Raw genomic sequence first — 21835 nt, forward strand, 5'->3', positions numbered from 1 at the left:
ACAGCTGTAGAAAACGCGGGTCATGGCAGGGGAAAGGGGCCACGGCATGGGCACCAACGCGGTAGTGATCGGTGGCGGCATCGGCGGGCTGGCGACCGCGATCGGCTTGCGGCGCATCGGCTGGCGGACGACGGTCCTGGAACGCGCCCACGTCCTCGACGACGCGGGCGCCGGCATCTCCCTGGCGGCCAACGGCATCCACGCCCTGGACGCCCTCGGCGTCGGCGAGGTGGTGCGCGAGGCCGCCCGCCACCAGTACACCGGTGGCACACGCACCCCCGACGGCCGCTGGCTGGCGAGGATGGACGGCGTCGCACTGGAGCGCGAGCTCGGCACGTCGATCGTCGGCATACCCCGCGCCACGCTGCACCGACTGCTGCGCGCGGCCCTGCCCGAGGAGTCCCTCCGCGCGGGAGCCGAGGCCACCTCCCTCGACCGCTCCGACCCCGAGCGGGTGCGCGTGGTCTGCGGCGACACCGTCCTCGACGCGGATCTGGTCGTGGCCGCCGACGGAGTCGGCAGCCGGATGCGCACCCTCCTCTTCCCCGATCACCCGGGCCCCGCCTACAGCGGGTCGACCGTGCTGCGCGCCATCACCGAGCACCCCGTCGACCTGCGGACCGACTTCGAACTGACCTGGGGGCGCGGCGCCGAGTTCGGCCACCTCGCGTTCGCCGACGGCCGGGCCGAATGGCACGCCGTCCTCAACGCGCCCGCGGGCGTGCGCCACCCGGACCCGCTCGCCGAGGTGCGCTGGCGGTTCGCCGGCTGGCACCACCCCATCCCCGCGCTGCTCGCGGCGACGCGGCCCGAAGCCGTCCTGCACCACGACGTCAACGAGCTGGCCACGCCCTTGCCCCGCTACGCCGTGGGCCGGGTCGCCCTGCTCGGCGACGCGGCCCACGCCATGATGCCGAACCTCGGCCAAGGCGCCTGCCAGGCGCTGGAGGACGCGGTCACGCTCACCGCCGCGCTCACCGCGGAGCCCACGGTCGCCTCCGCCCTGAGCCGCTACGACGCCGAGCGGCGCCCCCGCAGCCAGGCGATCGCCCGCGCCGCTCGGCAAGCCGGCCGACTGGGACAGCAGCTCGACCATCCGTTCGCCGTCGCCGTCCGCAACGCCGCGATCAGGATGACCCCCTCCCGCGTCACGGTCCGCGCGATCCTGCGCCACGCCGCATGGACGCCCCCACGGCTCGGCTGACGGCCCCTGAAGCCTCCGCACGGCGCCGAAGGCGGCTCGGCTGACGGCGTCCGGAGCCTCCCTCCGTGCGACGCCGACGCTCGGCTCGACCCGACCGCCCGCTCCGCGCCAAGCGGACGGGTGGGGACCGTCGCCATGTGCCGCGCGCGGCCGCACGACCGTCGTGAGTTCCGTGCGGCCGAACGATCACCCCCATGTTTCGGCGCGCGGCCGAACGGCCGTCGCCATGGGCCGCGCGCGGCCGCACGACCGTCTTCACGTTCCATGCGGCCGAACGATAACCCCCACGTTTCGGCGCGCGGCCGCACGGCGGGACGAGGAGGTGCCTCGCCGACCGCCCCGGCGACGCGTCGGTCCCCGCGGTGGCCCGTCGACCCCGCGCCATGCGGCGTGCCGCGCCAGGCATGATCCTGGTGGCATGGGTGATGGGTCCGGCGGCGAGCGCGCGGGCGGACAGCGCCTGTGGCCGGGGTTCCCCGCGCGGTACGCCGGAGCGGCCCGCCGGGCGGCCCGGGTCACCGTCGCCGCCACCAGCGGGTTCTACCTGTTCCTGTACGGCCTGGAGCTGCCGGTCGCCGCCCCGTACGCGCTCTTCGGGGCCGTCGCGATGGCCGGGCTGTCCCGGATCCCCGGGACCGGGCGGCAACGGGCCGCACTGCTGCTGCGGCTCCTGCCGGCGGCGTGGCTGCTGGTCGCCGCCGGCACCTTCCTCGCGGTACGGACCTGGAGCGCGGTCGCCGGGATGCTCGTGATCGGCTTCGCCCTGGCCTTCGTGGCCGTCGGCGGCCCCCGGCTGGGTGGCGCGGCGCCCGGCATGCAACTGCTGTACATCCTGCCGTCGTTCCCGCCGTACGCTCCGGAGACGCTGCCCGAACGACTGATCGGCACCACCGTGGGGCTGGCGCTGCTGATCGCCGCGGAGGCCGTGCTCTTCCCCGACCCGCCCACCGTGCCCTACCGCGAGCTCGCCGCCCGGGCCGCCGCGACCGCCGCACGCTGCGCGGACCAGCTGGCCACGGCCCCGTACGCGCTGAGCGGAGCCGCTGAGCGGGACGCCCTGAGCGCGATCCGGTCGCTTCGGCCCTCCCACGTGCCGGAGGCCGAGCGGCCCGCCGGGCCCGGGGTTCGGGAACGGGCACTGGCCCAGACCGGGCTGGCCACCCGCGCCCTGCTGGAGCGGCTGCGACGGCTTCCCGGCGGTGGCAGGCCGCATGGGCCGCCGGGGCCCGAGCGGCCACCGGTGCTCGCCCAACCCCCGGTGCTCGCGCAGGTGGAGCGGGCCGCCGCCGAGATGGTGGCCCTGCTGCGCGGCACGCTGCCCGCCCGGTCACCCCGCCGGGCCCATGAGTCGCTGCTGCGCACCAGAAGGGAACTGGCCACCGTCGACCCGGGCCCGGGCACGCCGGCGATGCTGCGCCGACACGCCGCCCTGTTGGAGATCGCGGACGCCGCGCTGGCCGCGTCGACGGCCGCGGACCTCTCGGTACGAGGCCGGGCCGCGGCCCAGGGACTCCCGCCGGACCGCTTCTGGTACGCGCGGATGCGCACGCCGCACCTGTGGTGGCGCCGCCTGGTGGGGCACGCGGGCCAGCGCTCCGTGTTCTTCCAGAACGCGGTCCGGATCAGTCTGGCCCTGGCCGCGGCCCGGACGGTCGCCGGCCTCGACACCCTGCCCCACGGCTTCTGGGCGATGCTGGCGACCCTGACGCTGACCCGGACCACCGTGGTGGAGACGCGGCACACCATCCAGCGGGCGCTGGCCGGCACGCTGATCGGCGCGGTCGTGACGGCCGGACTGCTGACGCTGGTGGGCGCCGACACCGTCGTGTACGCGGCGACACTGCCGCCGTTGCTGCTGGTCACCTTCACGCTCGGCCCGGTTCGCGGGGTGGGGTGGGCGCAGGGCCTGTTCACGGTCGTGGTGGCCCTGGTGTTCGCCCAGTTGGTGCCGGTGACATGGCAGCTCGCCGAGGTCCGGTTGCTGGACGTGCTCATCGGGAGCGCGATCGGCGCCGTCCTGGGACTGCTGGCGTGGCCGCGCGGCGCACACGAGGAGATGCGGCGCTCGGTGGCCGTCCTGCTGCGGGGCACGGCCGAGGCCGTGGTGACGACGACGGCCGCGGTGGCGGTGGGCGGGGTGCGCGAGCCGTTGGCGGCGCCCGGTCAGCGCTCGCTGCAGCACTTCCTGATCCTGGCCGAGTCGGCATTCGCCCAGCTCCAGAGCGAGCCGCACGACCACACCGGCGTAGGCGGACCCGCGGGCTCCGGACAGCCCGCGGTGGCGTCTCGGTCGCCGACCGAGTCCGGGCGGTTCGCGGCCCCTGTTCCGACAGAGACAGAGACGCAGCCAAAGGCCCGGCCTGGGACAGATACGGAAACAGGGCCCCGGACAGAGACAGAGCTCGGGACAGGGACAGGCGCCGGCGTCGGGACAGAGACGAAGGCCGGGGTCGGGGCCGACGAACCGAGCGCGCCGCTCCAGCCGGTCGAGGCGCCGCTGTCGCCGGACTGGCAGGCCGCGCTGATGGCCGGACACCACACCCTCTGGGGCGCGCAACGCCTGCTGGAGCCTTCGACCCCGCTCGACGGCGCGGCGCCGCCGTGGGTGGCGCCCCCGCTGGACCCGGAGTCCGCGGCGGCCGTGACCCGCCTCGGCGACCGGGTCGCGGCGCGGATGCTCCTCGTGTCGGCGGCCCTCGACCCGGGTGGCGACACCCCGTCCGCACCGGCCGCGGCGATACGCGACGCCACGGACCCCCGCGACACGGACCCCGCCGACGCGCCACGGGTCTACTACGCGACGGTGTCGTGGCTGGACTCCCTCTCCGCGGACCTGAAGCGCATCGGCCGGGGCGGGCGCGGTTGAGCGCAGGAGCTCGCCCGCGCGGCCCCCGACCGCGCCCGGTCAGGTGCCGGCGTAGCGGCGGGGGACGTTCGGGCCGGCTGGATGAGAGACGTCCACGGCGACGTCAGACGTCTTGAGCGACCACAGCGCACAACCACGGAGACCGGAGCGAAAACCGTTCGACAGACGGGGCAGGGAGGCACTGTGATGGCTCTCCCGCCTGCCACACGGAGCAGGCCCACCAAGGGAGTTGCCCGTTGGCGACCGAAAGCACCCGGGAAGCGTGTCCACCGATCGACGGCGCGCTGGCCCGGCGCCTGATCGACACGCGGTTCCCGCGGTGGGCCGGGCTACCGCTGCGGCCGGTCGAACCCGCCGGCTCGGACCATGTGATCTACCGTCTGGGGCGGGAGCTGTCGGTCCGCCTGCCCCGTCACGAGGGCGCGGCCGGGCAGGCCGAGAAGGAGTTCCGGTGGCTGCCCCGACTCGCCCCGCGGCTGCCGTTGGCGATACCGATTCCGGTGGCCGTGGGGGAGCCCGCGTTCGGCTACCCGTGGCCCTGGGCGGTGTCCCGCTGGCTGGACGGCGAGACCGCCACCGCCACGGCGCTCGGCGACTCCGTCGAGACCGCCGAGGACCTGGCGAACTTCCTCACCGCCCTGCAAGGGCTCGCGCCGGAGGGCGCACCCGACGAGCTGGCCGGACGCCCGCTGGCCGACCGGGACCACGCCACCCGGGCCGCCATCGCGACGTGCGCCCACGCGTTCGACGCCCGGGCCATGACCGCTCTGTGGGAGGCGGCGCTCCAAGCGCCCGCATGGCACCGGCCCCCCGTCTGGTTCCACGGCGACTTCCACACCGGCAACCTGCTCACCGTCGACGGGCGCCTGAGCGCGGTCATCGACTTCGGCGAACTCGGCTTCGGCGACCCGGCGCGCGATCTGACCATCGCGTACACCCTCATGTCGGCGAGGAGCAGGGCCGCGTTCCGCGCCGCGCTCGACGTCGACGACGCCACCTGGACCCGCGGCCGCGGCTGGGCCCTGTCCACCGGCTTGAACGCCCACGTCCACTACGCCGACGTCAATCCCCGGGTCGCCGCACAGACCACACGCCAGATCGAACAGGCCCTCATCGGCTAGTGACCTGAGTCAGAGATTCTTCGGCAGTAGGCGGCGACTTTGTCGAGGATCTCGTCGGCGGTCTTGGTCCAGACGAACGGCCGTGGGTGGTCGTTCCAGTCGGCGAGCCAGGCCCGGATGTCGCGTTCCAGTGCCTGGACGGAGCGGTGGACGCCCCGCTTGAGCTTCTTCTGCGTGAGCTCGGCGAACCACCGCTCCACCAGGTTCAGCCACGAGGAACTGGTGGGCGTGAAGTGCAGGTGGAAGCGCGGGTGGGCCAGCAGCCACTTCTTGACCGCGGGTGTCTTGTGGGTGACGTAGTTGTCCAGGATGAGATGGACCTCGAGGTCCGCGGGCACCTCCTTGTCGAGCTTGGCCAGGAACTTCTTGAACTCAACGGCCCTGTGCCGGCGGTGGAGAGAGCCGATCACCTTGCCGGTGGCGACCTCAAGAGCGGCGAACAGGGTGGTGGTGCCGGCGCGGACGTAGTCGTGACTGCGGCGCTCAGGGACTCCGGGCACCATCGGCAGAACGGGCTGAGACCGGTCCAGGGCCTGGATCTGCGACTTCTCGTCCACGCACAGAACCAGGGCCTTCTCCGGCGGATCGAGGTAGAGGCCCACGACATCGCGGACCTTGTCGATGAACAGGGGATCTGTGGAGAGCTTGAACGTCTGCGACCGGTGAGGCGCCAGCGCGAATGCGCGCCAGATCCGCGAGATCGCCGACTGCGACATCCCTGTGGCCGCCGCCATGGACCTGGTCGACCAGTGGGTGGCGTTCTTCGGTGTCTCTTCCAGCGTTTTGACGATGACCCGCTCGACGTCCGCGTCGGTGATCTTCCGTGGGACACCAGGCCGGGGCTCGTCGGACAGTCCATCCAGGCCACGTTCGAGGAAGCGTCGCCGCCAGGTGCGGACCGTGTCCGGAGTGACCTGCAGTCGACGGGAGACCTCCATGATCGAGTGCCCTTCGGCGCACTCCAGCACGATCCGCGACCGCTGGGCCAGCGCTTGAGCCGTCGTGCGGCGACGCACCCAGCCTTCCAGCACAACCCGCTGGGCATCGGTCACCGACAACGGCGGAATCTTCGGACCCGGACGACTCATACCAAACCAACGACGAATCTCCGACTCAGGTCACTAGCCGGGGAGCGACGAAGGCGACCGCCGGTCACCAGAGCTTGTCGATCTCACCCGGGTACACCTCGATGCGGCTGTCGTGGAACGAGGCCCGGGCCTGCCGGGCCGCCGGCGAGAAGAAGTCGGCCATGGTCACCTTGTCGAAGCCGGGCTGATCGCTGGGGAACGGGGTGTGCGGTGTCCCGCCGACGAGCACCGCGCCGGGCAGGGCCTGCCAACCCGCGCTTTCGTAGAACGCCTGGAGCGGGCGGTCGCAGGTGAACAGCCCCAGGTCCAGGCCCCGGGAGCGCATCGCCTCCCGGGCCGCCGCCACCAGGCGCCGGCCGTGCCCGCGACCCCGTGCCTCGCGCCGCGTCACCACGGTGCTCAGCCCACCGGCGGCGAAGCGCTCGCCCGCGTGCACCAGCTCCTTGGCCAGGATGTCCAGCGCCGCCAGCACCGTCCCCTCGTCCACGAGCAGCATCGACCAGGGCCGCAGCGCGGGATCGTGCACCGTCGCGTCGACGGCGACCGACTCGCCCGGCGCGGACGGCCACGCCTGCTCCTGTATCTCCCGCACCTGCACGCGCAGTTCGGACGGGGTCGCCTCCTCGGCGAACGAGAGAATGTGCATGCGCCGATTATTCCGGCCACCCGTCAGATGAGCGCAACCGACCCCGCACCGCCTCCACGCGGCGACGACCGCCCCGGCTGCACCGCCGCCCGTCCACCCACCGGCCGCGCGCCGAGGAGTGATCGCCCCATGCCGCGCGCCCACGCAGGGCTGGCTCATCTCGGGGCCGCCCCTCGCGCCCGACCCCCCCCCGTGTGGTCGGCTGATCCCGTGGAAACCATCTGGACGAGTGTCGTCGCGGTGATAGGTACGTTGTCGGGTTCGGTGATCACGCACGCCTTCCAGGGCCGCGCGTCCCGACGTAGCGAGCTGTTCGCACGCTCTGAGGCGCTTCGGCAGGAACGCATCGCCACGTACAGCGCGTTCGCGGCGGCGGCGGAGGAGTACCGGCGCGGTCAGGCCGAGCGGTGGTACCACAAGCTCGAGGACCCCGGCGGGGAGGCGTTCCTCAGGGCGCGCGACGAGGCACACCGCCTTCGCACCCTGACACGACAGGCGCTGTACCGGGTCAGGCTGCTCACCGACGACCAGGACGTGGTCCTCGCGGCTGAACGGGCCTACGCGCGCACCACGGAGGTGTCCAACGCACAGGATCAGACGGACCGGGACACGCGGGACACCCGGGCGAGGGAGGCCATCGAGGCGTTCGTGTCCCGCGCCTCGCCCCTGCTGCGCTGAAGGCGCGCGACGTCACACGGTCGTCGTTCGCCGTGGTTCCGGTCAGTCCGGGCCGGCGGTCTCTCCGCGCGCGGCGTCCCCGGCGTGCCGGTTCGGGCGGCCGTAGTCGAGCCAGGCACGTTCCCACTGGCGGGTCAGTGCCGGGTAGACGATGAGGTACCGGAACGGAAGGATGGCGGCCATGTAGAGCCGTCCGAACAGTCCGTTGGGTTTGACCAGCGCCGCCATGCGCAGTTCGTATCCACCGTCGTCGGTCGGCACCCAGCCCAGGTGCATGATGTCGTGGACGGTTTTGTTGCCCAGCTCGCGGGCCGCTTCGTCGTCGAGCTGGTACACCTCGGAGAACGGGTCGGTGCAGGGGACGGCGTCGTTCGCGGTCTGGGCGAGGTCGAGCGGGAGGCGGTCGCACAGTGAGGCGACCCGCCCACCCAGGCCGGCCTGGGGGGTGTCCCAGCCGAGCAGGGCACCGAGCTTCCAGCGCACCGCGAACAGGAACCGGACCGCGGCGGGATCCTTTCGGGTGTCGTAAGCCGTCTTCAGCGCTTCGACCATCACCGGGAAGTCGTCGGGCCCGGCGTCGGGCGCGCGGAAGGACCACACGTCCTCGATCCGGAAGTCGTGGGTGAACTCGTGGATCCGCCACGGCTGTGCGGTGTGGGCGGCTTTCGGGATTCGCATCGGTCATTCCTTCCGAGCCGGTGTTCCCTGTCGGTCGGGCCGGGTGGGGCCGGGACCCGGCGGTGATCGTCGCCGGCCGTCCGCGCATCGATCTCGCGGCGGATCGACGCGGACGGGCGCGCCAGCTCGCGGCCGCACCAGAGAACACGGAACCGCTAGTTCTGGAACCGTTGGTTTCGATACTTCTGGTTCCGTATGATGCACCCATGTCTGCTCGCAAGCAAGCTCGCAACCAGGGGGGCCGCCCCCGAGACAGCCGCGTCGACGAGGCCATCGCCTCCGCCGTTCGAGAGCTGCTGACCGAGGTGGGATACGCGCGGCTCACGATGGCCGAGGTGGCCGCGCGAGCCGGCGTGGGCAAGGCGGCGATCTACCGGCGCCACGCCACCAAACAGGAGATGATCTTCGACGTCCTCGTGCCGGATCGGTTCCTGGCCGTGGCGCCCGACCGCGGATCGCTCCGCGCCGACCTGGCCGCCGTGCTCGCCGAGATCGCGGCCACCATGGCCTCGCCGCCACAGGGGACGGTCCCCGGCCTGCTGGCCGATGTCCACGCCGACCCCGCACTACGCGACCGGTTCGACGAGAAATACCTGGGAGCCCAGCGCCAGACCCTCACGGAGATCCTGGACCGCGCTGCCGCACGCGGCGAACTCGCCACCCGCCCCGACCCGGCCACCCTCAACGCCCTCCTTGTCGGACCTGTCTTCGCCTGGCTGTTCCTGCTGTCCGAATCCCCCGACCGACTCCCCGCCCTGACCTCCGCACTTCTCGACGCGACACTCGCCCTCACCAGCCCCGGATCCCCCGGCGCCCCAGACACCTCCGGCAGTGAGATCGCGACGCGTCCAGGTCCGCGAACGTGAGCGCTCCACGGCCGGCCACGCGGCAGGCTGGTCGTACGCCGCCCACCCCTTGGCTGCCACCTTCACCTGCTGCGCCGTAGCGCTACTCGGCACTTCGCGGCAGCGCGGCTCCAAGCGGCCCGCTCCGCCGTCCCGAAGGAGCGGGGAGAGACCAGGGTGCGGTGCGTCGGCCGCTGAAGGTCCCCTGTCAGTGCCTCGCTTTAGGCTGCCGGGCATGGGCAGTTCGGGCCGCGACCGCATGAGCACCTCGGTGTTCCACGGGCGTGCCCGACGTCTCACGGATCTGATCGACGAGTCCCCATTCGATCCACACCTGTAGCATCCACGCCGTCCGCTGAAGACCCACCCGTGACAGAAGGCAGAGATACCCACCGTGTTCCAGGAAACCCCGATCTACGTTCGGCTCGTCGCCGAACGAGGCGACGTCCCAGCCGAGGTGCGCAACGAGGCCGAGCGGATACACCGGGACCTGGCCCGGGTGATCGTCCTCTCGGCTCCGCCCGGAGCGGGCGTGCCACCGCATGGCGCACCCCTGCGATAGTCCCCGCCACCCTCCCCGCAGTCCCCCCACTCGCGTGCATGTGCAGACCGCCTGACGCTGTTCGCCGGAGAGCCGAACCCCACGATCTCCGTTCCCGTAGCCGCGTCGCGCACAACCGCACACCCCGGCTGGTCCCCACCCCGCCGGGGGAGTCGGGAGGGCGGGCACGAGCCGCCGCGCCTGGGGTGAGGCCCGGTCAGCACGCCGCCGCATGCCGGGAGGAGCCGCCGCCGATGACCGTCACGGCAAGCAGTCCTCGTGCAGCTCCCCGCCGAAGGCGTTCCGCGCGTGCGTGTGCATGCGCCGGCCGTACGTCCGGTCCTCGGCCAGGGCGGAGTAGCCGCGGCCCTGACATGTGATCAGTCCGGCGGTGTCCGCCAGGTAGACGTCCAGTCCCGGATACATCAGCTCGATGCAGGGGATGTCGTCGACGTCCAGGGCGAAGACCGGGTACTCCCCGTGATCGTCGGGCTCACCGGTGGCCAGGACGCGACGGGAGTCGGACCCGCCCGGCAGGAGGAAGCACTCGTCGAAGCGAGCCGACAGCGCGTCATAGACCCCTCCCCAGCCGTCGCCGAGGGTGTCGCGCGCGAGCCGTCCGAGCGGGCGCGGCGTGAAACGGCGGTCGGGACCGATCCAGCCGAACCGACGGAAGAACCCGCCGTCGAACGCCAGCCAGCGACGGAGGCTGGGCGGCAACGGCCGCCCGCTGGGGAACGTGGCGGTGGCCAGCACATCGGCGGGCACCGGCTCCGGCGGCCCGTCCAGCCACGGCCCCGCCCACGGGGCGTAGTCGAGGATCAGTCGGTGCGGTTCCGCCTCGACGGAGGCGATGACGCGCTCGGTGAGGGCGGCGCCATGGTCGACGGTAGGGGTTGTCATGCTCTGTGCCGTCCCGTTCGCGGGTTGTCCACCAGTACTCGGTCGGCCCGACTGTACGAGCCGGCACCGACAGCGGGACGTCGTCGGTCCGCACCGCCGAGGCCGGCCCGTAGCCGACCGGGAGCCCCCGGTCGGCCGCTGACGGCGTGTCGGCCGTGTCCGCCGGGCGGCACCCTCGATCCCGCGCACCGGCACCGGCACCGGCGCCAGTGGGCACCCGGGCCGGTACCGGTGCTCCGCGTGGGCGAAACCTGCGTGAGTCGTGGCGTGTCGGGCAACCGAGATCTCGTAGTCTCCGGGCAGAGAGGTGTTGGGTCCGATGCGAAGCGTGGGCGTGGAGGAAGAGCTGCTGCTGGTCCACCCGGAGACCGGGGAACCACAGGCCGTGTCCGGCGCCATTCTGGAGGCCACCGCCCGGGACGTCGCCTTCGCGGCGGAGCTGCAGCGCGAGCAGCTGGAGTTCGCGACCGAACCGCACCGGGCCATGGCGGACCTGGCAGTGGACGTACGACGCCGGCGGCAGGCGGCGGCCGAACGGGCCCGGGAGGTCGGGGCACAGGTGGCGGCCCTGGCCACCTCGCCGTTGGAGGTGGCGCCCACCGTCGGGGAGGGCGAGCGCTATCAGTGGCTGGCGAGGGAGTTCGGCCTGACCACGCAGGAGCAGCTGACCTGCGGCTGTCACATCCATGTGAGTGTCGAGTCGGACGAGGAGGGTGTCGCGATCATCGACCGGATCCGCCCCTGGCTGCCGCCGCTGCTCGCCCTGAGCGCCAACTCCCCGTTCTGGCAGGGGATGGACAGCGGATACAGCAGCTATCGCAGCCAGGTGTGGAGCCGCTGGCCGTCGGCCGGCCCGACGGAGGCATTCGGGTCCGCCGAGAGGTATCACCGGCGGGTAGAGGCGATGCTCGCCACCGGCACTCTGCTGGACAAGGGAATGCTCTACTTCGACGCGCGCCTCTCCCACCGCTATCCGACCGTCGAGGTGCGGGTGTCCGACGTGTGCATGGAGGTGGACGACACCGTGCTCGTCGCGGCGCTGGTGCGCGGCCTGGTGGAGACGGCCGCTCGCGGCCGACTGGCCGGGGAGCCCGCGCAGGAGATCGGTGTCGGGGAACTTCGGCTGGCCTCGTGGCGCGCCGGGCGCTCGGGGCTCAGCGGTGACCTGGTGGATCCACGGACCGGGAGGCCCTGCCCGGCCGGAACCGTGCTCCAGGCACTGCTGGACCACACGGTGGACGCGCTCGAGGACATCGGCGATCTGGAACTCGTCCGGGACCGCCTCGGAGAGGTGCTGTCCCGGGGCAACGGGGCCCAGCGGCAGCGCGACACCTTCGGCCGCACGGGCGACCCGCGGGCCGTCGTGGCGGACGCGGTGCGGCGGACGTCGGCCTGACGGCCGCAGGCGCGGGACGGACCACTGACCGGCGGGACCGAAACCGGGGGAGGGGCCGGCAAACTCAGCGGCGACGTCCGAAGGGCGGGGGCGGGCGGTACGGGGCGCTCGGCGGTGGTGGCACAGGGGGGTTAACACCACCGTGCGGCAGGGGGGTAACAGCATTCCCCCGCATCGGCCGCTCAGCGATGCTGGTCCCACAGACCGGTCGCCCCCACCAGCCCGCCCTGAGCTGGTGGTCTCCCACCACCAGTCCGCCCCGAGCCTCAGTGGTCTCCCACCACCAGCCCGCCCCGAGCAGGTGCCTCCCGTCACCAGAGCGCCCCTCAGCCGGTCGCCTCTCCCGCCAGCCCGCCCTGGGCCGGTGGCCTCCCACCAACCCAACCCGCAGGAGATAGGTCGTGTACGAGCACGAAAGCCGCAGGTTCCGCTTCTTACGGCGGCAGCACGGCCCCCGGCGTACCGCGAGATCGGTCACCGGCGCACGAGGGGCGAACGAGCGGCCCGACAGGCCGAGGACGGAGCTGCCGCGCGCGCCACGACGCGCCGCCGCCGCCGTCCGGCCGGTCGGGGGCGTCGTGGCGGCGCTGACGGCCACCCTGCTGACGACGGCCCTCGCGACGCCCGCCTCCGCCACCGTCACCGCGACCGAGCCGAGGACGGCCCCGCAGGGCGAGCACCGGGCCACCCAGCGGGCCATCGACGCGGAGGTCGGGAACGGGGTGCTCGGGGTGATCGCGGTGGCTCGGAAGGGGCGCGACACCTGGACCGGACAGGCCGGCACAGCCGACCTGCAGAGCGGTGCGCCACGGCGGTCCGAGGACCGGTATCGGGTCGGCTCGATCACCAAGACCTTCGTCGCCACGGTGATGCTCCAGCTGGAGGCGGAGGGGAGGCTTGGCCTGGACGACACCGTCGACCGCTGGCTGCCCGGCCTGGTCCGCGGCAACGGGCACGACGGTCGCCAGATCACGCTGCGTCAGATCCTCGGCCACACCAGCGGGATATCCAGCTACACCGAGGATCCGGATTTCCAACGGAGCGCGTTCGGCACCGACTTCCTCCGACACCGCTACGACACCTGGACACCGCGGAAGATCGTCGAGCTCGCGATGACCCACCGGCCGGACTTCCCGCCTGGATCCGGCTGGCACTACTCGGACACCAACTACATCCTCGCCGGCATGGTGATCAACAAGGCTACCGGTCATTCCTACGCCCAGGAGATCGAGCGCCGCATCCTGCGCCCGCTGCGTCTGAACGCCACCGAACTGCCGGGAACCGAGACTCGAATACCCAAGCCCAGCGGCCGCGCGTACTCGAAACTGACCGGAACCCTCGGCGGGCGTCCGGAGCCGGGCAGCGTGACGTACGACGTCACCGACCTCAACCCCTCCCTCGCGGGCGCGGCGGGCGAGATCGTCGCCACCGCCGAGGATCTCAACCGGTTCTACCGGGCTCTGCTCTTGGGAAAGCTCCTCGGGCCGCGCCAACTGAAGGAGATGACCACGACCGTGCCCGTCGGCGCGGGATCGAACGTCTCCTACGGCCTCGGTCTGATGAAGCTGACGACGCCCTGCGGCGACCTGTGGGGCCACAGCGGAGGAATCCAGGGCTCCTCCTCGCAGACCCTGACGACCGCGAACGGCGAGCACGCGCTGTCGATCAACTTCAACAGCGACTGGAGTGGCACCTTCGACCACATCGTCGAGGCTGAGTTCTGCGGGACGTGACCCCGAGTGCGGCCTCCTCGGGATCGCGGTGCCTCCCCCGTGCCCGGGTCGCCTGCCCGGCCGGGCAGGCCGCCGCCGGTGGCGACGAGATCGGTGGCTCGGCTGGCGACGAGGGCACCGGACGAGGGCACCGGGGGAGGGGGTGGAATCCGATGGGCCGCGGCTATGCGAGGTGGGACGATGGAGCCATGCGGTCTGATGGAGCCATGCGGTCCGATGTCTCGCTTCACCCCCTAATGGGCAGTGATGCGGGGCACCGCCAGGCCCACCCCGGCCCATCGAGGCCCTGAAAGAGACTGCGGGCCCCGCATCACTTTCTCGTGACGGTGGTCGGTTCCGGAGAAGCCGTACACACCCCCTGGGACTGGATCCCTTGGTCAAGAGCCGGCCTCCGGGACCGTCCACTGTCACGAGTTCACGCCTCCACCGCATCCGGTCCGATGATCGGATCGTTGAGGTTTGTGGTCCGAGCCGCCCACAGGGGTCACCTCTCATCACGCCTGGAGTCACCGAGCTCTGGAGCAGACCGAGGGCCCTGATGGCCGCTGGGGTCACGAACGGCTGATCGGATGCAGGGCCATCGAGCCCTTCCATTAGGGAGACGCGTGCCCCCGCACGGCTGCGACCAGCAGCACGCCCCCCGACCGAGAGGACGAACACGACACGATGACCGTCACCTGCGGAATCGACTGGGCCAGCGACCACCACGACGTCGCCCTGGTCGACCACGAGGGAACCCTGTTGGCAAGGGCCCGGATCACCGACGACTTCGACGGCCTGCACCAGCTCCTCGAACTCCTCACCACCCACGGCGACACCGCCAACGCCCCAGTCCCCGTCGCGATCGAGACCTCCCGCGGCCTCCTCGTCGCCTGCCTCCGCGCGACCGGCCGGCCCATCTACGCGATCAACCCGATGGCCGCCGCCCGCTACAGAGACCGCCATGCGGTCACCCGCAAGAAGTCCGACCACCTCGACGCCATGGTGCTCGGGAACATCCTGCGCACGGACAGGGCCGCCCACCGGCCTCTGCCCGACGACAGCGAGCTCGCCCAAGCGATCGCCGTCCTGGCCCGCGCCCAGCAGGACGCGGTCTGGGACCGCACCCAGGCGGGCAACAAACTTCGCTCCCACCTGCGTGAATACTTCCCCGGCTTCCTCGCGGCCTTCCAGCACAACCGCGAAGGGATCAGCAGCAGCGTCGCCCGCGCCGTGCTGGCCGCGGCCCCCACTCCCGACCAGGCAGCCAAGCTCACCCGCGCCCAGCTGCGCGCGCTGCTGAAGAAGGCCGGCCGCCAGCGCGGCATCGAGGCAGAAGCCGAACGACTGCGAGACGCCCTGCGCATCACGCAGATGCGCCAGCCCCACCAGGTCGAGCAAGCCATGGGACGCCAGGCCATCGCCCTGCTCAGACAGCTTGATGCCGCCTGCATCAGCGTCGACGACCTTGCCGAAGCGACGGTGGAGTCTTTTGATGCGCACCCGGACGCCGAGATCATCACCAGCTTTCCAGGGCTCGGGTCACTCACCGGCGCCCGGGTGCTCGCCGAGATCGGCGACGACCGATCCCGATTCACCGACGCGAAAGGCCTGAAAGCCTTCGCCGGAGCCGCACCGGTCACCCGGGCGTCCGGCAGAAGCCTCGCGGTCATGGCCCGCAGGGTCAAGAACCAGCGTCTGGCCTCGGTCGGCTACGTCTGGGCGTTCGCCAGCCTGACTGCCTCCCCAGGCGCCCGCGCCCACTACGACCGGCGACGAGCCGACGGAGACCGCCACACAGCCGCCCAGCGCAACCTCTTCAACCGCATGCTCGGCTGCCTCCACCACTGCCTCACCAAGCGCACCCCCTACGACGAACTCACCGCGTTCCCCACCCCGCCGACCCCACAACTCACCATCGCTGCTTGACAGATCAACTGCATCGGATGTCTTGACCGGGCTCTTCTCGAGGAGTTGCGGCACGTCGCCGTGGCGGATGCCGATCCCCGCGAGGTGATGCCGCCGGTCGGCGGGCCGGATGGCTGGACGCTCGAACGTCAGGCCGCGTTTCTGCGGTTTCATGAGTCGAGAGCGCTGGCTGTCGAGCCTGTGGAGACCACCTTCGCCGTCGTCGTGGGCGAGCGGGTGGTCGGAGCCGCCCGGCTGTGCCCCATGGAGGAGCCGGCCGGGGCGGTGGAGGCCGGGGTGTGGATCGGCCGTTCCCATCGTGGCGCCGGCGTGGGCGGCGCTGTCCTCAAGCAGCTTCTGGACCGGGCCCGCGCGGAGGGGATCGGTACGGTGTGCGTGAGCACGGCACCGGAGAACACGGCTGTCAGACAGCTGATGGCCCGCATGGGTGTGGAGCTCGTCCGTGAGGGAGACGTGCTCACGGGGTGGATGGACCCGTCCGCGGTGGTCCAGCCGTAGCTCGGGTGAACCACGGGAGCGCGCCCGGTGGCTGGCCGGAGGCCGGGGGCGCCGGGACGGTTCCGTCGTCGACGCGCACAGCCCTGCCACACCACCTTGAGTAAAGGTACTGGGTACAGTGCATTACTGAATTCCGCGATCGAAAGCGGTTGAGTATGGCGGTGGTGCGAATGGCCGGCATTCTGAGGGCGGCGGTCGACGACGATGCCGAGACGTGTGCTGGGGAATACGCGTGATGGCGGCACCGTCGGCCGCGACGGAAAAGGCCGCTGAACCTCTCGTCTCGCCGGTCAGCTCGCACAACGAGTGGGACCCGCTGGAGGAGGTCATCGTCGGGCGCCTCGACGGCGCGACGATCCCCTCCAAGCATCCGGTCGTGGCCTGCAACCTCCCACCCTGGGCGGCGCGATTGCAGGGCCTCGCCGCCAGTTGCAGGTATCCGCGCAAGATGGTCGAGGAGGCCCAGCGCGAACTCGATCAGTTCATCGCCCTCCTGCGGTCCCTCGGCATCACGGTCAGGCGCCCGGACGCGGTCGACCACGGGCAGCGCTTCGGCACCCCCGACTGGTCGTCGCACGGTTTCTGCAACACCTGTCCGCGTGACAGCATGCTCGTGATCGGCGACGAGATCATCGAGACCCCGATGGCATGGCCGTGCCGCTATTTCGAGACCCACTCCTATCGCACGCTCCTCAAGGACTACTTCCGGCGCGGAGCGCGCTGGACGGCGGCTCCCAGGCCGCAGCTCACGGACGCACTGTTCGAGGCGGATTTCACCGTCCCCGCGGACGGCGAGCCCATGCGCTATATCCTCACCGAGTTCGAGCCCGTATTCGACGCCGCGGATTTCGTGCGCGCCGGGCGGGACCTGTTCGTGACGCGCAGCAACGTCACCAACGAGATGGGCATCTCCTGGCTGCGCCGCCATCTCGGACCGGGATATCGCATCCATGAGATCGAGAGCCGTTGCCGCGCGCCGATGCACATCGACACGACGTTCATCCCGCTCTCGCCCGGCAAGGCACTGATCAACCCCGAGTACATCGACGTCGACCGCCTGCCCGACATCCTGAAGTCCTGGGACATCCTGGTCGCTCCCGAGCCCAACCCGATCGACGAGCGCGTGCTGAGGATCACCTCCATGTGCGGCAAATGGCTCAACATGAACGTTCTCATGGTCGACGAGAAACGGGTGATCGTGGAGCGGCACCACACCGATATGCTGCGCGCCCTCGAGAGATGGGGATTCGAACCGATCCCGTGCGACCTGATGCACTACGCGCCGTTCGGCGGCTCGTTCCACTGCGCGACGCTCGACATCCGTCGCCGCGGCACGCTCGAGTCCTATTTCCCTTGATCCGCCCCGTGCTCGCCGACCGCGGTCGGAACGACAGCAGGCACACGAGGTCAAGCCCGGGACGGACCCGGGTTCGGGTCCGGGATGCCGTCCCGTTTGCGGCGGAACTCGGCGGCGTCGGCGTGGTTGCCGAGGGCTGCCAGGATGTCGGCGAGGACGGTCAGGGCCCGCTTCAGCACCGGTATGTAGACCGGCTGACGTTCGGCCACCGACCAGTACGTGTCCACGGCGCCGACGGCCGCCTCCGACGCCGACGACAGGTCGACCGTCGCGCGCAGCCGCATCTCGGCGTAGCGGAGCTGCCGGCGGGTGAGCTCGGCCAGATGGGCCTCCGGATCCGACGCGGCCAGCGGCCCCAGGAGATCAAGGCTCTCCTGGCTGGCCGCGAGCATCTCGCCGACACGGCCCAGCGCCGCGAGCTGCTCGGCGGCGGCGCCCAGGGACATCGCCAACTGTGCGCCGTACGCGGCCGAGCCGCCCACGACGACCAGCTGTCGGTACCGGCCGACGGCCTCCCCGAGCAGCTCCAGCGCCTCGGCGGGCCGCCCCAGGGCGGAGTGGCGCAGACCCGTGTTGAAGAGGGAGGCCGCGAGGAGGGGGATGTACGCGCGGGGGTTCTCCTGGGCGAGCCGGCGGTGGAGCTCCAGCGACTCCCGGGCGGGAGCGACGGCGTCGGCGGGCCGGAGCGCCTCGGCGAACCGGGCACCCAGGTCGTTCAGGGAGACGGCAAGGACGGGCACGTACGCGGGCTCGTCCCCGGCGAGCTCCCGGAGGATGTCGACGGCCTCCTGCCGTGGCGATATCGCCTCCTCCCGTCGGCCACCCGCCGACAGCAGGTCGGAGACGCGGGCGAGGACGTCGGCCAGCCGGGGGAGGTGTCGGTCGGGGTCGTCGGCCGCGAGCCGACGGTGCAGCGCGAGCGCCTCCTGAGTGACGGCGAGCGCCTCGCTCCGCCGGGAGAGGCTCTCCAACCGCCGGCCGAGGTTGCTCAGCGCGTCCCCGAGGTGCGGGCGGAACACGGCGGGATTCGCCTTCTCCAGCCCGCGGTACAGCTCGACGCACTCCAGGCTGGGCGCCAGGGCCTCCTCGTCGCGGCCGAGCCGGGCCAGGGTGAGGCCGATTCCGCTGAGCGTCGCGGCCAGCCCGGGAAGTTCGGTCTCCGGGGCGGCCGCGACGAGGGCGCGGCCGTACTCCAGGGAGCCCTCGTACAGCCGCAGCGCGTCCTCGGGTCGGCCCTGCTCGGAGAGGAGGGAGGCGAGCCGCCGCGCCGCCGCCGTGTAGTTCGGCAGGTGTCGCGCCGTCCGCTCGGCGTGGCCGCTCCTGACGGCCTCCTGGTACAGGAGGAAGGCCGATTCGGCGTGTTCGAGGGCCTGGTCCGGCCGGCCCAGGCGCTCCAGCAGGGCGGAGAGTGTGCCGGTGGCGTGGGCGAAGGGGGCGAGATAGCGGTCCCGGTCGCCCTGGGCCAGGCTGCGGAGCACCCGCACCGCCGTGACGGCGGGCTCGGTCGCCTCCTCCAGCCGTCCCGCGTCCGCGAGCAGCTCACTGAGGTGGCTCAGGGAGACGGCGTGGTTGTGCAGGTCGACATCGGTCGGCTGACCGGTCGTCACGGCCGCACGGCCGTACTCCACCGCCGTGGTCTCGACGTCGACGGCCTCCCGCCCGCGCCCCGCGTACGACAGCCGGATGGCCAGGGTGTGCAGGGCCTCGGCCCGTTCGCGCGGGTCGCCGGTGGCGGCGAGCCGGCGCCGGGTGACGCGCTCGGTGAGCACCGCGTACCCCGCGTCGATCTCGACGTGCCGGGTGTTCCCGGTGACGGACCTGAACCTTCGCTCGATGCCCTCGACCATGTCGAAATCGAGCGTGTCGATCCCCGCGAGCGAGGTCAGCGCGCCGCTCCCCGCGTCGAGCGCGAGCTCCGGATCCCCCCTCAGCACCGGGAAGAGATGCCCCTGCCCCACGTGTGGCCACCGGCCGGCCGCCTCCGCGAGGAAGGTCACGGCACGCGGCGTCCAGGGCGCCGCGGCCCCGTCTCCGCCGCGGGCCAGCAGCGAGGTCACCCCGGAGGCGGCCCAGGGGTCGGTGGCGTATCCGGTGACGGGGCTGCCGGGCAGGGTGAGCGCGAGGAAGTCCTCGGCGAGACGGTCGGGCAGCAGGGGGTGGAGGACATGGGAGCGGCTCGGGTCGGTGGGCGGATAGCAGACCGCGTGGTCGCCCAGCAGTTCGTCGGCCGCCATGTCCGGCACCAGCCCGGCGAGCACGGCACGGCCGACGTGCCGGGTCACCGGCCCGGTGAGGACGGCCGTGAACACGGCCCGCGCCATGAGGCGGTCGGGGGTGCGATGGGGCAGCCCCGAGTCCGCGTTCTCATGGAGCTGCCGCCAGTTCTCGTGCTCGCGGTCGAGCAGGTACGCGGTCAGTCCGACCATGTCGCCGGGCGCCCGACACCCCCGCGCCCGCGCGTCCACGGCGACCAGCGCGGCCATCTGCACGGCGAGCGTCAGCCCGAAGTCGTCGTGGCCGAGCGGCCCCGGCGGAGCGATGGACCCGACGTCGGGGAGTTCGGGGTAGCGCGCGGCGAAGCAGTCCCGGGCGGTGGTGAACATGCGACCGCGCTCGTCCCCCTCCACGGGCAGCGGGCGCAGCGGCTGATCGGAGGTGTCGATGTTCTCGCGCAGCCGGTTCAGCTGTCCGCGCACGGCCGGCCAGCCGTGCGCGGACCGGCCGATCAGCAGGATCCGGGCCGGGACGCCCTGGCGTAGCAGCCGGTTGTGGAACAGCCAGCTCAGATGCGAGGCGGGCCACCGGTCGGCGTAGTCGACGAGGACGAGAACGCCGGTGTGCCCGTCCAGCCGCAGGTCCTGGCTGCCCTCCGCGGGCGGGGCGGTGTCGGTGCCGTGCACGGCGGTGACGACCTTCCAACCGGCCGCCTCGGAGTCGGCGGCGAGTCGTGTCGCCAACCGGGTCTTGCCCTGCCCGCCGGGCCCGTGCAGCCAACGGACCGCTTTGTGGGAGCGCTGCTCACGCCAGGCGATCAGGTCGCCCAGCTCGGCGTCCCGGCCGGTGAAGTCGACGACTTCGGCTCGCGCGTCGAGCATGCGGCTGGGCTGGGCCCGGAGCCACTCGCCGTCGAGGCCGGGAACCCTCTGATGCGCGAACAGCAGATAGACCGGGGTGCCGGTGCCGAAGACGTGGATGTCCGCGCCGATGGCCCCGTACGCGTGCCCGTTCTCCGCCCGGATCTCCTGCCGCATGGACACGGGTCCCTCAGCCTCGGTCACCGCTTCCCCCTCATATCCGCCCGGTGACCCGCGTGCCCCGCCTCCCGGGTGACGGCGCGGCCACCGGTGTGGCGGCCCCGACCACCACCAGCCCCCTGGTGACGCAGTCTCCCTGACGCCCCACCACCGTTCAAGATCAGTGACTGTCAGTGGGCTCGTGCATCATCGTTCCCATGACACAGAGCACCGTCGACCCGTTGCACACCCTCGCCCGCGAGCATCTGCCCGAAGAGGTCGCCGAGCGGTGGGTCGGCCTGCTGCGGCCGGGCCTGCGCCTGGAGAAGGCCGCGGGTGCGGGGCCGGGGCGGGGTACGGGCACGGCCGGGGAGACGAGTCCGGTCGTCGGCCGGCTCGGCGGGTTGCCGGAGCTGCCCGAGGGCGAGACGTGGCCCGTGTGGGAGGGGCACGGCCCGCTGGCCTTCGTCGCTTCGCTCGACTGCGCCTCGCTGCCCTCCACCGCCCTCGACATCGCCCTGCCCGCCGACGGCACGCTGGCCTTCTTCCACTTCGACGGGCAGGTGGACGGCGGCCGCGCGATGGTGGCACCCGACCACCCCGACAGCTGGGCGGGCGCGCGCGTGCTGTACGTGCCGGCGGGCGTCCCCGTCGCCGAGCGGGCGGCACCGGAGGGCATCCGGCCCTACCCCGTGGTGCCGCTGACGGCGCGGATGGAGACGACGGCGCCGTGCGCCTGGCACCCGGTGGTCTCCCAGGAGTTCGCGCCGATGTCCGAGGACCACCCGGTGTGGGACGAGGACTTCCAGGACGCCCTGGCGGAGCGGCTCGAGGGCACGGAGCACCGCATCGGCGGCCACGCGCACCCCGTGCAGGGCGCGGTGGAGTACGAGGTCGCCCGTGGCGCCCTGGGCAGCCCGCCGTGGGACGACCCCCGCATCCAGGAGGAGGCCCTGCGCTGGGTGCTGCTCGCCCAGTTCGACACCGATGACGACGCCGACATGATGTGGGGCGACTGCGGCGCCCTCTACTGGCTGATACGCCCCGAAGACCTGGTCGAACGCCGCTTCGACCGCGCGATGTTCACCTGGCAGTGCTGCTGACCGCGGACGGCGTCCCCCCGTCGGTCGGGAGCCGGGA

16 protein-coding genes are annotated in these 21835 nt (G+C 72.2%); 11 read left to right on the top strand and 5 right to left on the bottom strand.

Features of this window, described 5'->3' with window-relative positions; genetic code table 11:
• The first annotated feature begins 46 nt into the window (after positions 1-46).
• The 3 genes from LRS74_RS32500 (at position 47) to LRS74_RS32510 (ending at position 5191) form a co-directional block, all read left to right on the top strand.
• Positions 47-1204 (top strand): FAD-dependent monooxygenase, encoded by a 1158-nt coding sequence (locus tag LRS74_RS32500; RefSeq protein ID WP_277744373.1) that lies wholly within the window; start codon positions 47-49, stop codon positions 1202-1204.
• Positions 1205-1622: 418 nt separating this feature from the next.
• Complete coding sequence (locus LRS74_RS32505; RefSeq protein WP_277744374.1) at positions 1623-4070, top strand: FUSC family protein; 2448 nt, start codon at positions 1623-1625, stop codon at positions 4068-4070.
• Between the two features lie 236 nt (positions 4071-4306).
• Positions 4307-5191 (top strand): aminoglycoside phosphotransferase family protein, encoded by an 885-nt coding sequence (locus tag LRS74_RS32510; protein ID WP_277744375.1) that lies wholly within the window; start codon positions 4307-4309, stop codon positions 5189-5191.
• Here the strand turns inward: LRS74_RS32510 and LRS74_RS32515 are convergent.
• Both LRS74_RS32515 and LRS74_RS32520 read right to left on the bottom strand, forming a co-directional pair.
• On the bottom strand, positions 5188-6279 hold the full coding sequence (locus LRS74_RS32515; RefSeq protein ID WP_277744376.1) for an IS630 family transposase: 1092 nt from the start codon (positions 6277-6279) through the stop codon (positions 5188-5190). The two genes, LRS74_RS32510 and LRS74_RS32515, sit on opposite strands and share 4 nt — an antisense overlap.
• 64 nt (positions 6280-6343) lie before the next feature.
• Complete coding sequence (locus LRS74_RS32520; RefSeq protein ID WP_277744377.1) at positions 6344-6925, bottom strand: GNAT family N-acetyltransferase; 582 nt, start codon at positions 6923-6925, stop codon at positions 6344-6346.
• 210 nt (positions 6926-7135) lie between these two features.
• On the opposite strand from LRS74_RS32520, the gene LRS74_RS32525 reads away from it, so the two are divergent.
• A complete protein-coding gene (locus tag LRS74_RS32525; protein ID WP_277744378.1) occupies positions 7136-7603 on the top strand; it encodes a hypothetical protein in 468 nt (155 codons plus the stop codon).
• 42 nt (positions 7604-7645) lie between these two features.
• On the opposite strand, the gene LRS74_RS32530 is transcribed toward LRS74_RS32525, so the two are convergent.
• The gene (locus LRS74_RS32530) at positions 7646-8281 is read right to left on the bottom strand and encodes a DUF2867 domain-containing protein (RefSeq protein ID WP_277744379.1); all 636 of its coding nucleotides are present in this window, start codon (positions 8279-8281) and stop codon (positions 7646-7648) included.
• Between the two features lie 206 nt (positions 8282-8487).
• Between LRS74_RS32530 and LRS74_RS32535 the strand changes: the two genes are divergently transcribed.
• Positions 8488-9147 carry a TetR/AcrR family transcriptional regulator gene (locus tag LRS74_RS32535; RefSeq protein WP_277744380.1) on the top strand — a complete coding sequence of 220 codons (660 nt, stop codon included), beginning with the start codon at positions 8488-8490 and terminating at the stop codon, positions 9145-9147.
• Between the two features lie 781 nt (positions 9148-9928).
• Here the strand turns inward: LRS74_RS32535 and LRS74_RS32540 are convergent.
• Positions 9929-10570, bottom strand: coding sequence for a hypothetical protein (locus tag LRS74_RS32540; RefSeq protein ID WP_277744381.1), 642 nt, complete (start codon positions 10568-10570; stop codon positions 9929-9931).
• 319 nt (positions 10571-10889) lie between these two features.
• On the opposite strand from LRS74_RS32540, the gene LRS74_RS32545 reads away from it, so the two are divergent.
• The 5 genes from LRS74_RS32545 (at position 10890) to LRS74_RS32565 (ending at position 17462) form a co-directional block, all read left to right on the top strand.
• A complete protein-coding gene (locus LRS74_RS32545) occupies positions 10890-11966 on the top strand; it encodes a glutamate--cysteine ligase (protein ID WP_277744382.1) in 1077 nt (358 codons plus the stop codon).
• Positions 11967-12544: 578 nt separating this feature from the next.
• A complete protein-coding gene (locus LRS74_RS32550; RefSeq protein ID WP_277744383.1) occupies positions 12545-13699 on the top strand; it encodes a serine hydrolase domain-containing protein in 1155 nt (384 codons plus the stop codon).
• A 666-nt stretch (positions 13700-14365) separates the two neighbouring features.
• Positions 14366-15607 (top strand): IS110 family transposase, encoded by a 1242-nt coding sequence (locus LRS74_RS32555; protein WP_277738979.1) that lies wholly within the window; start codon positions 14366-14368, stop codon positions 15605-15607.
• Between the two features lie 45 nt (positions 15608-15652).
• Positions 15653-16105: a GNAT family N-acetyltransferase gene (locus tag LRS74_RS32560; RefSeq protein ID WP_277744384.1), complete on the top strand. Its 453-nt coding sequence runs from the start codon at positions 15653-15655 to the stop codon at positions 16103-16105.
• A 235-nt stretch (positions 16106-16340) separates the two neighbouring features.
• Positions 16341-17462: an amidinotransferase gene (locus tag LRS74_RS32565; RefSeq protein WP_277745036.1), complete on the top strand. Its 1122-nt coding sequence runs from the start codon at positions 16341-16343 to the stop codon at positions 17460-17462.
• Between the two features lie 50 nt (positions 17463-17512).
• On the opposite strand, the gene LRS74_RS32570 is transcribed toward LRS74_RS32565, so the two are convergent.
• Positions 17513-20713: a tetratricopeptide repeat protein gene (locus LRS74_RS32570; protein WP_277744385.1), complete on the bottom strand. Its 3201-nt coding sequence runs from the start codon at positions 20711-20713 to the stop codon at positions 17513-17515.
• Between the two features lie 200 nt (positions 20714-20913).
• On the opposite strand from LRS74_RS32570, the gene LRS74_RS32575 reads away from it, so the two are divergent.
• Positions 20914-21798, top strand: coding sequence for a YwqG family protein (locus tag LRS74_RS32575; RefSeq protein ID WP_277744386.1), 885 nt, complete (start codon positions 20914-20916; stop codon positions 21796-21798).
• Positions 21799-21835: the final 37 nt, after the last annotated feature.

The organism is Streptomyces sp. LX-29 (assembly GCF_029541745.1).
In the GTDB taxonomy this organism is placed as follows: Bacteria; Actinomycetota; Actinomycetes; order Streptomycetales; family Streptomycetaceae; genus Streptomyces.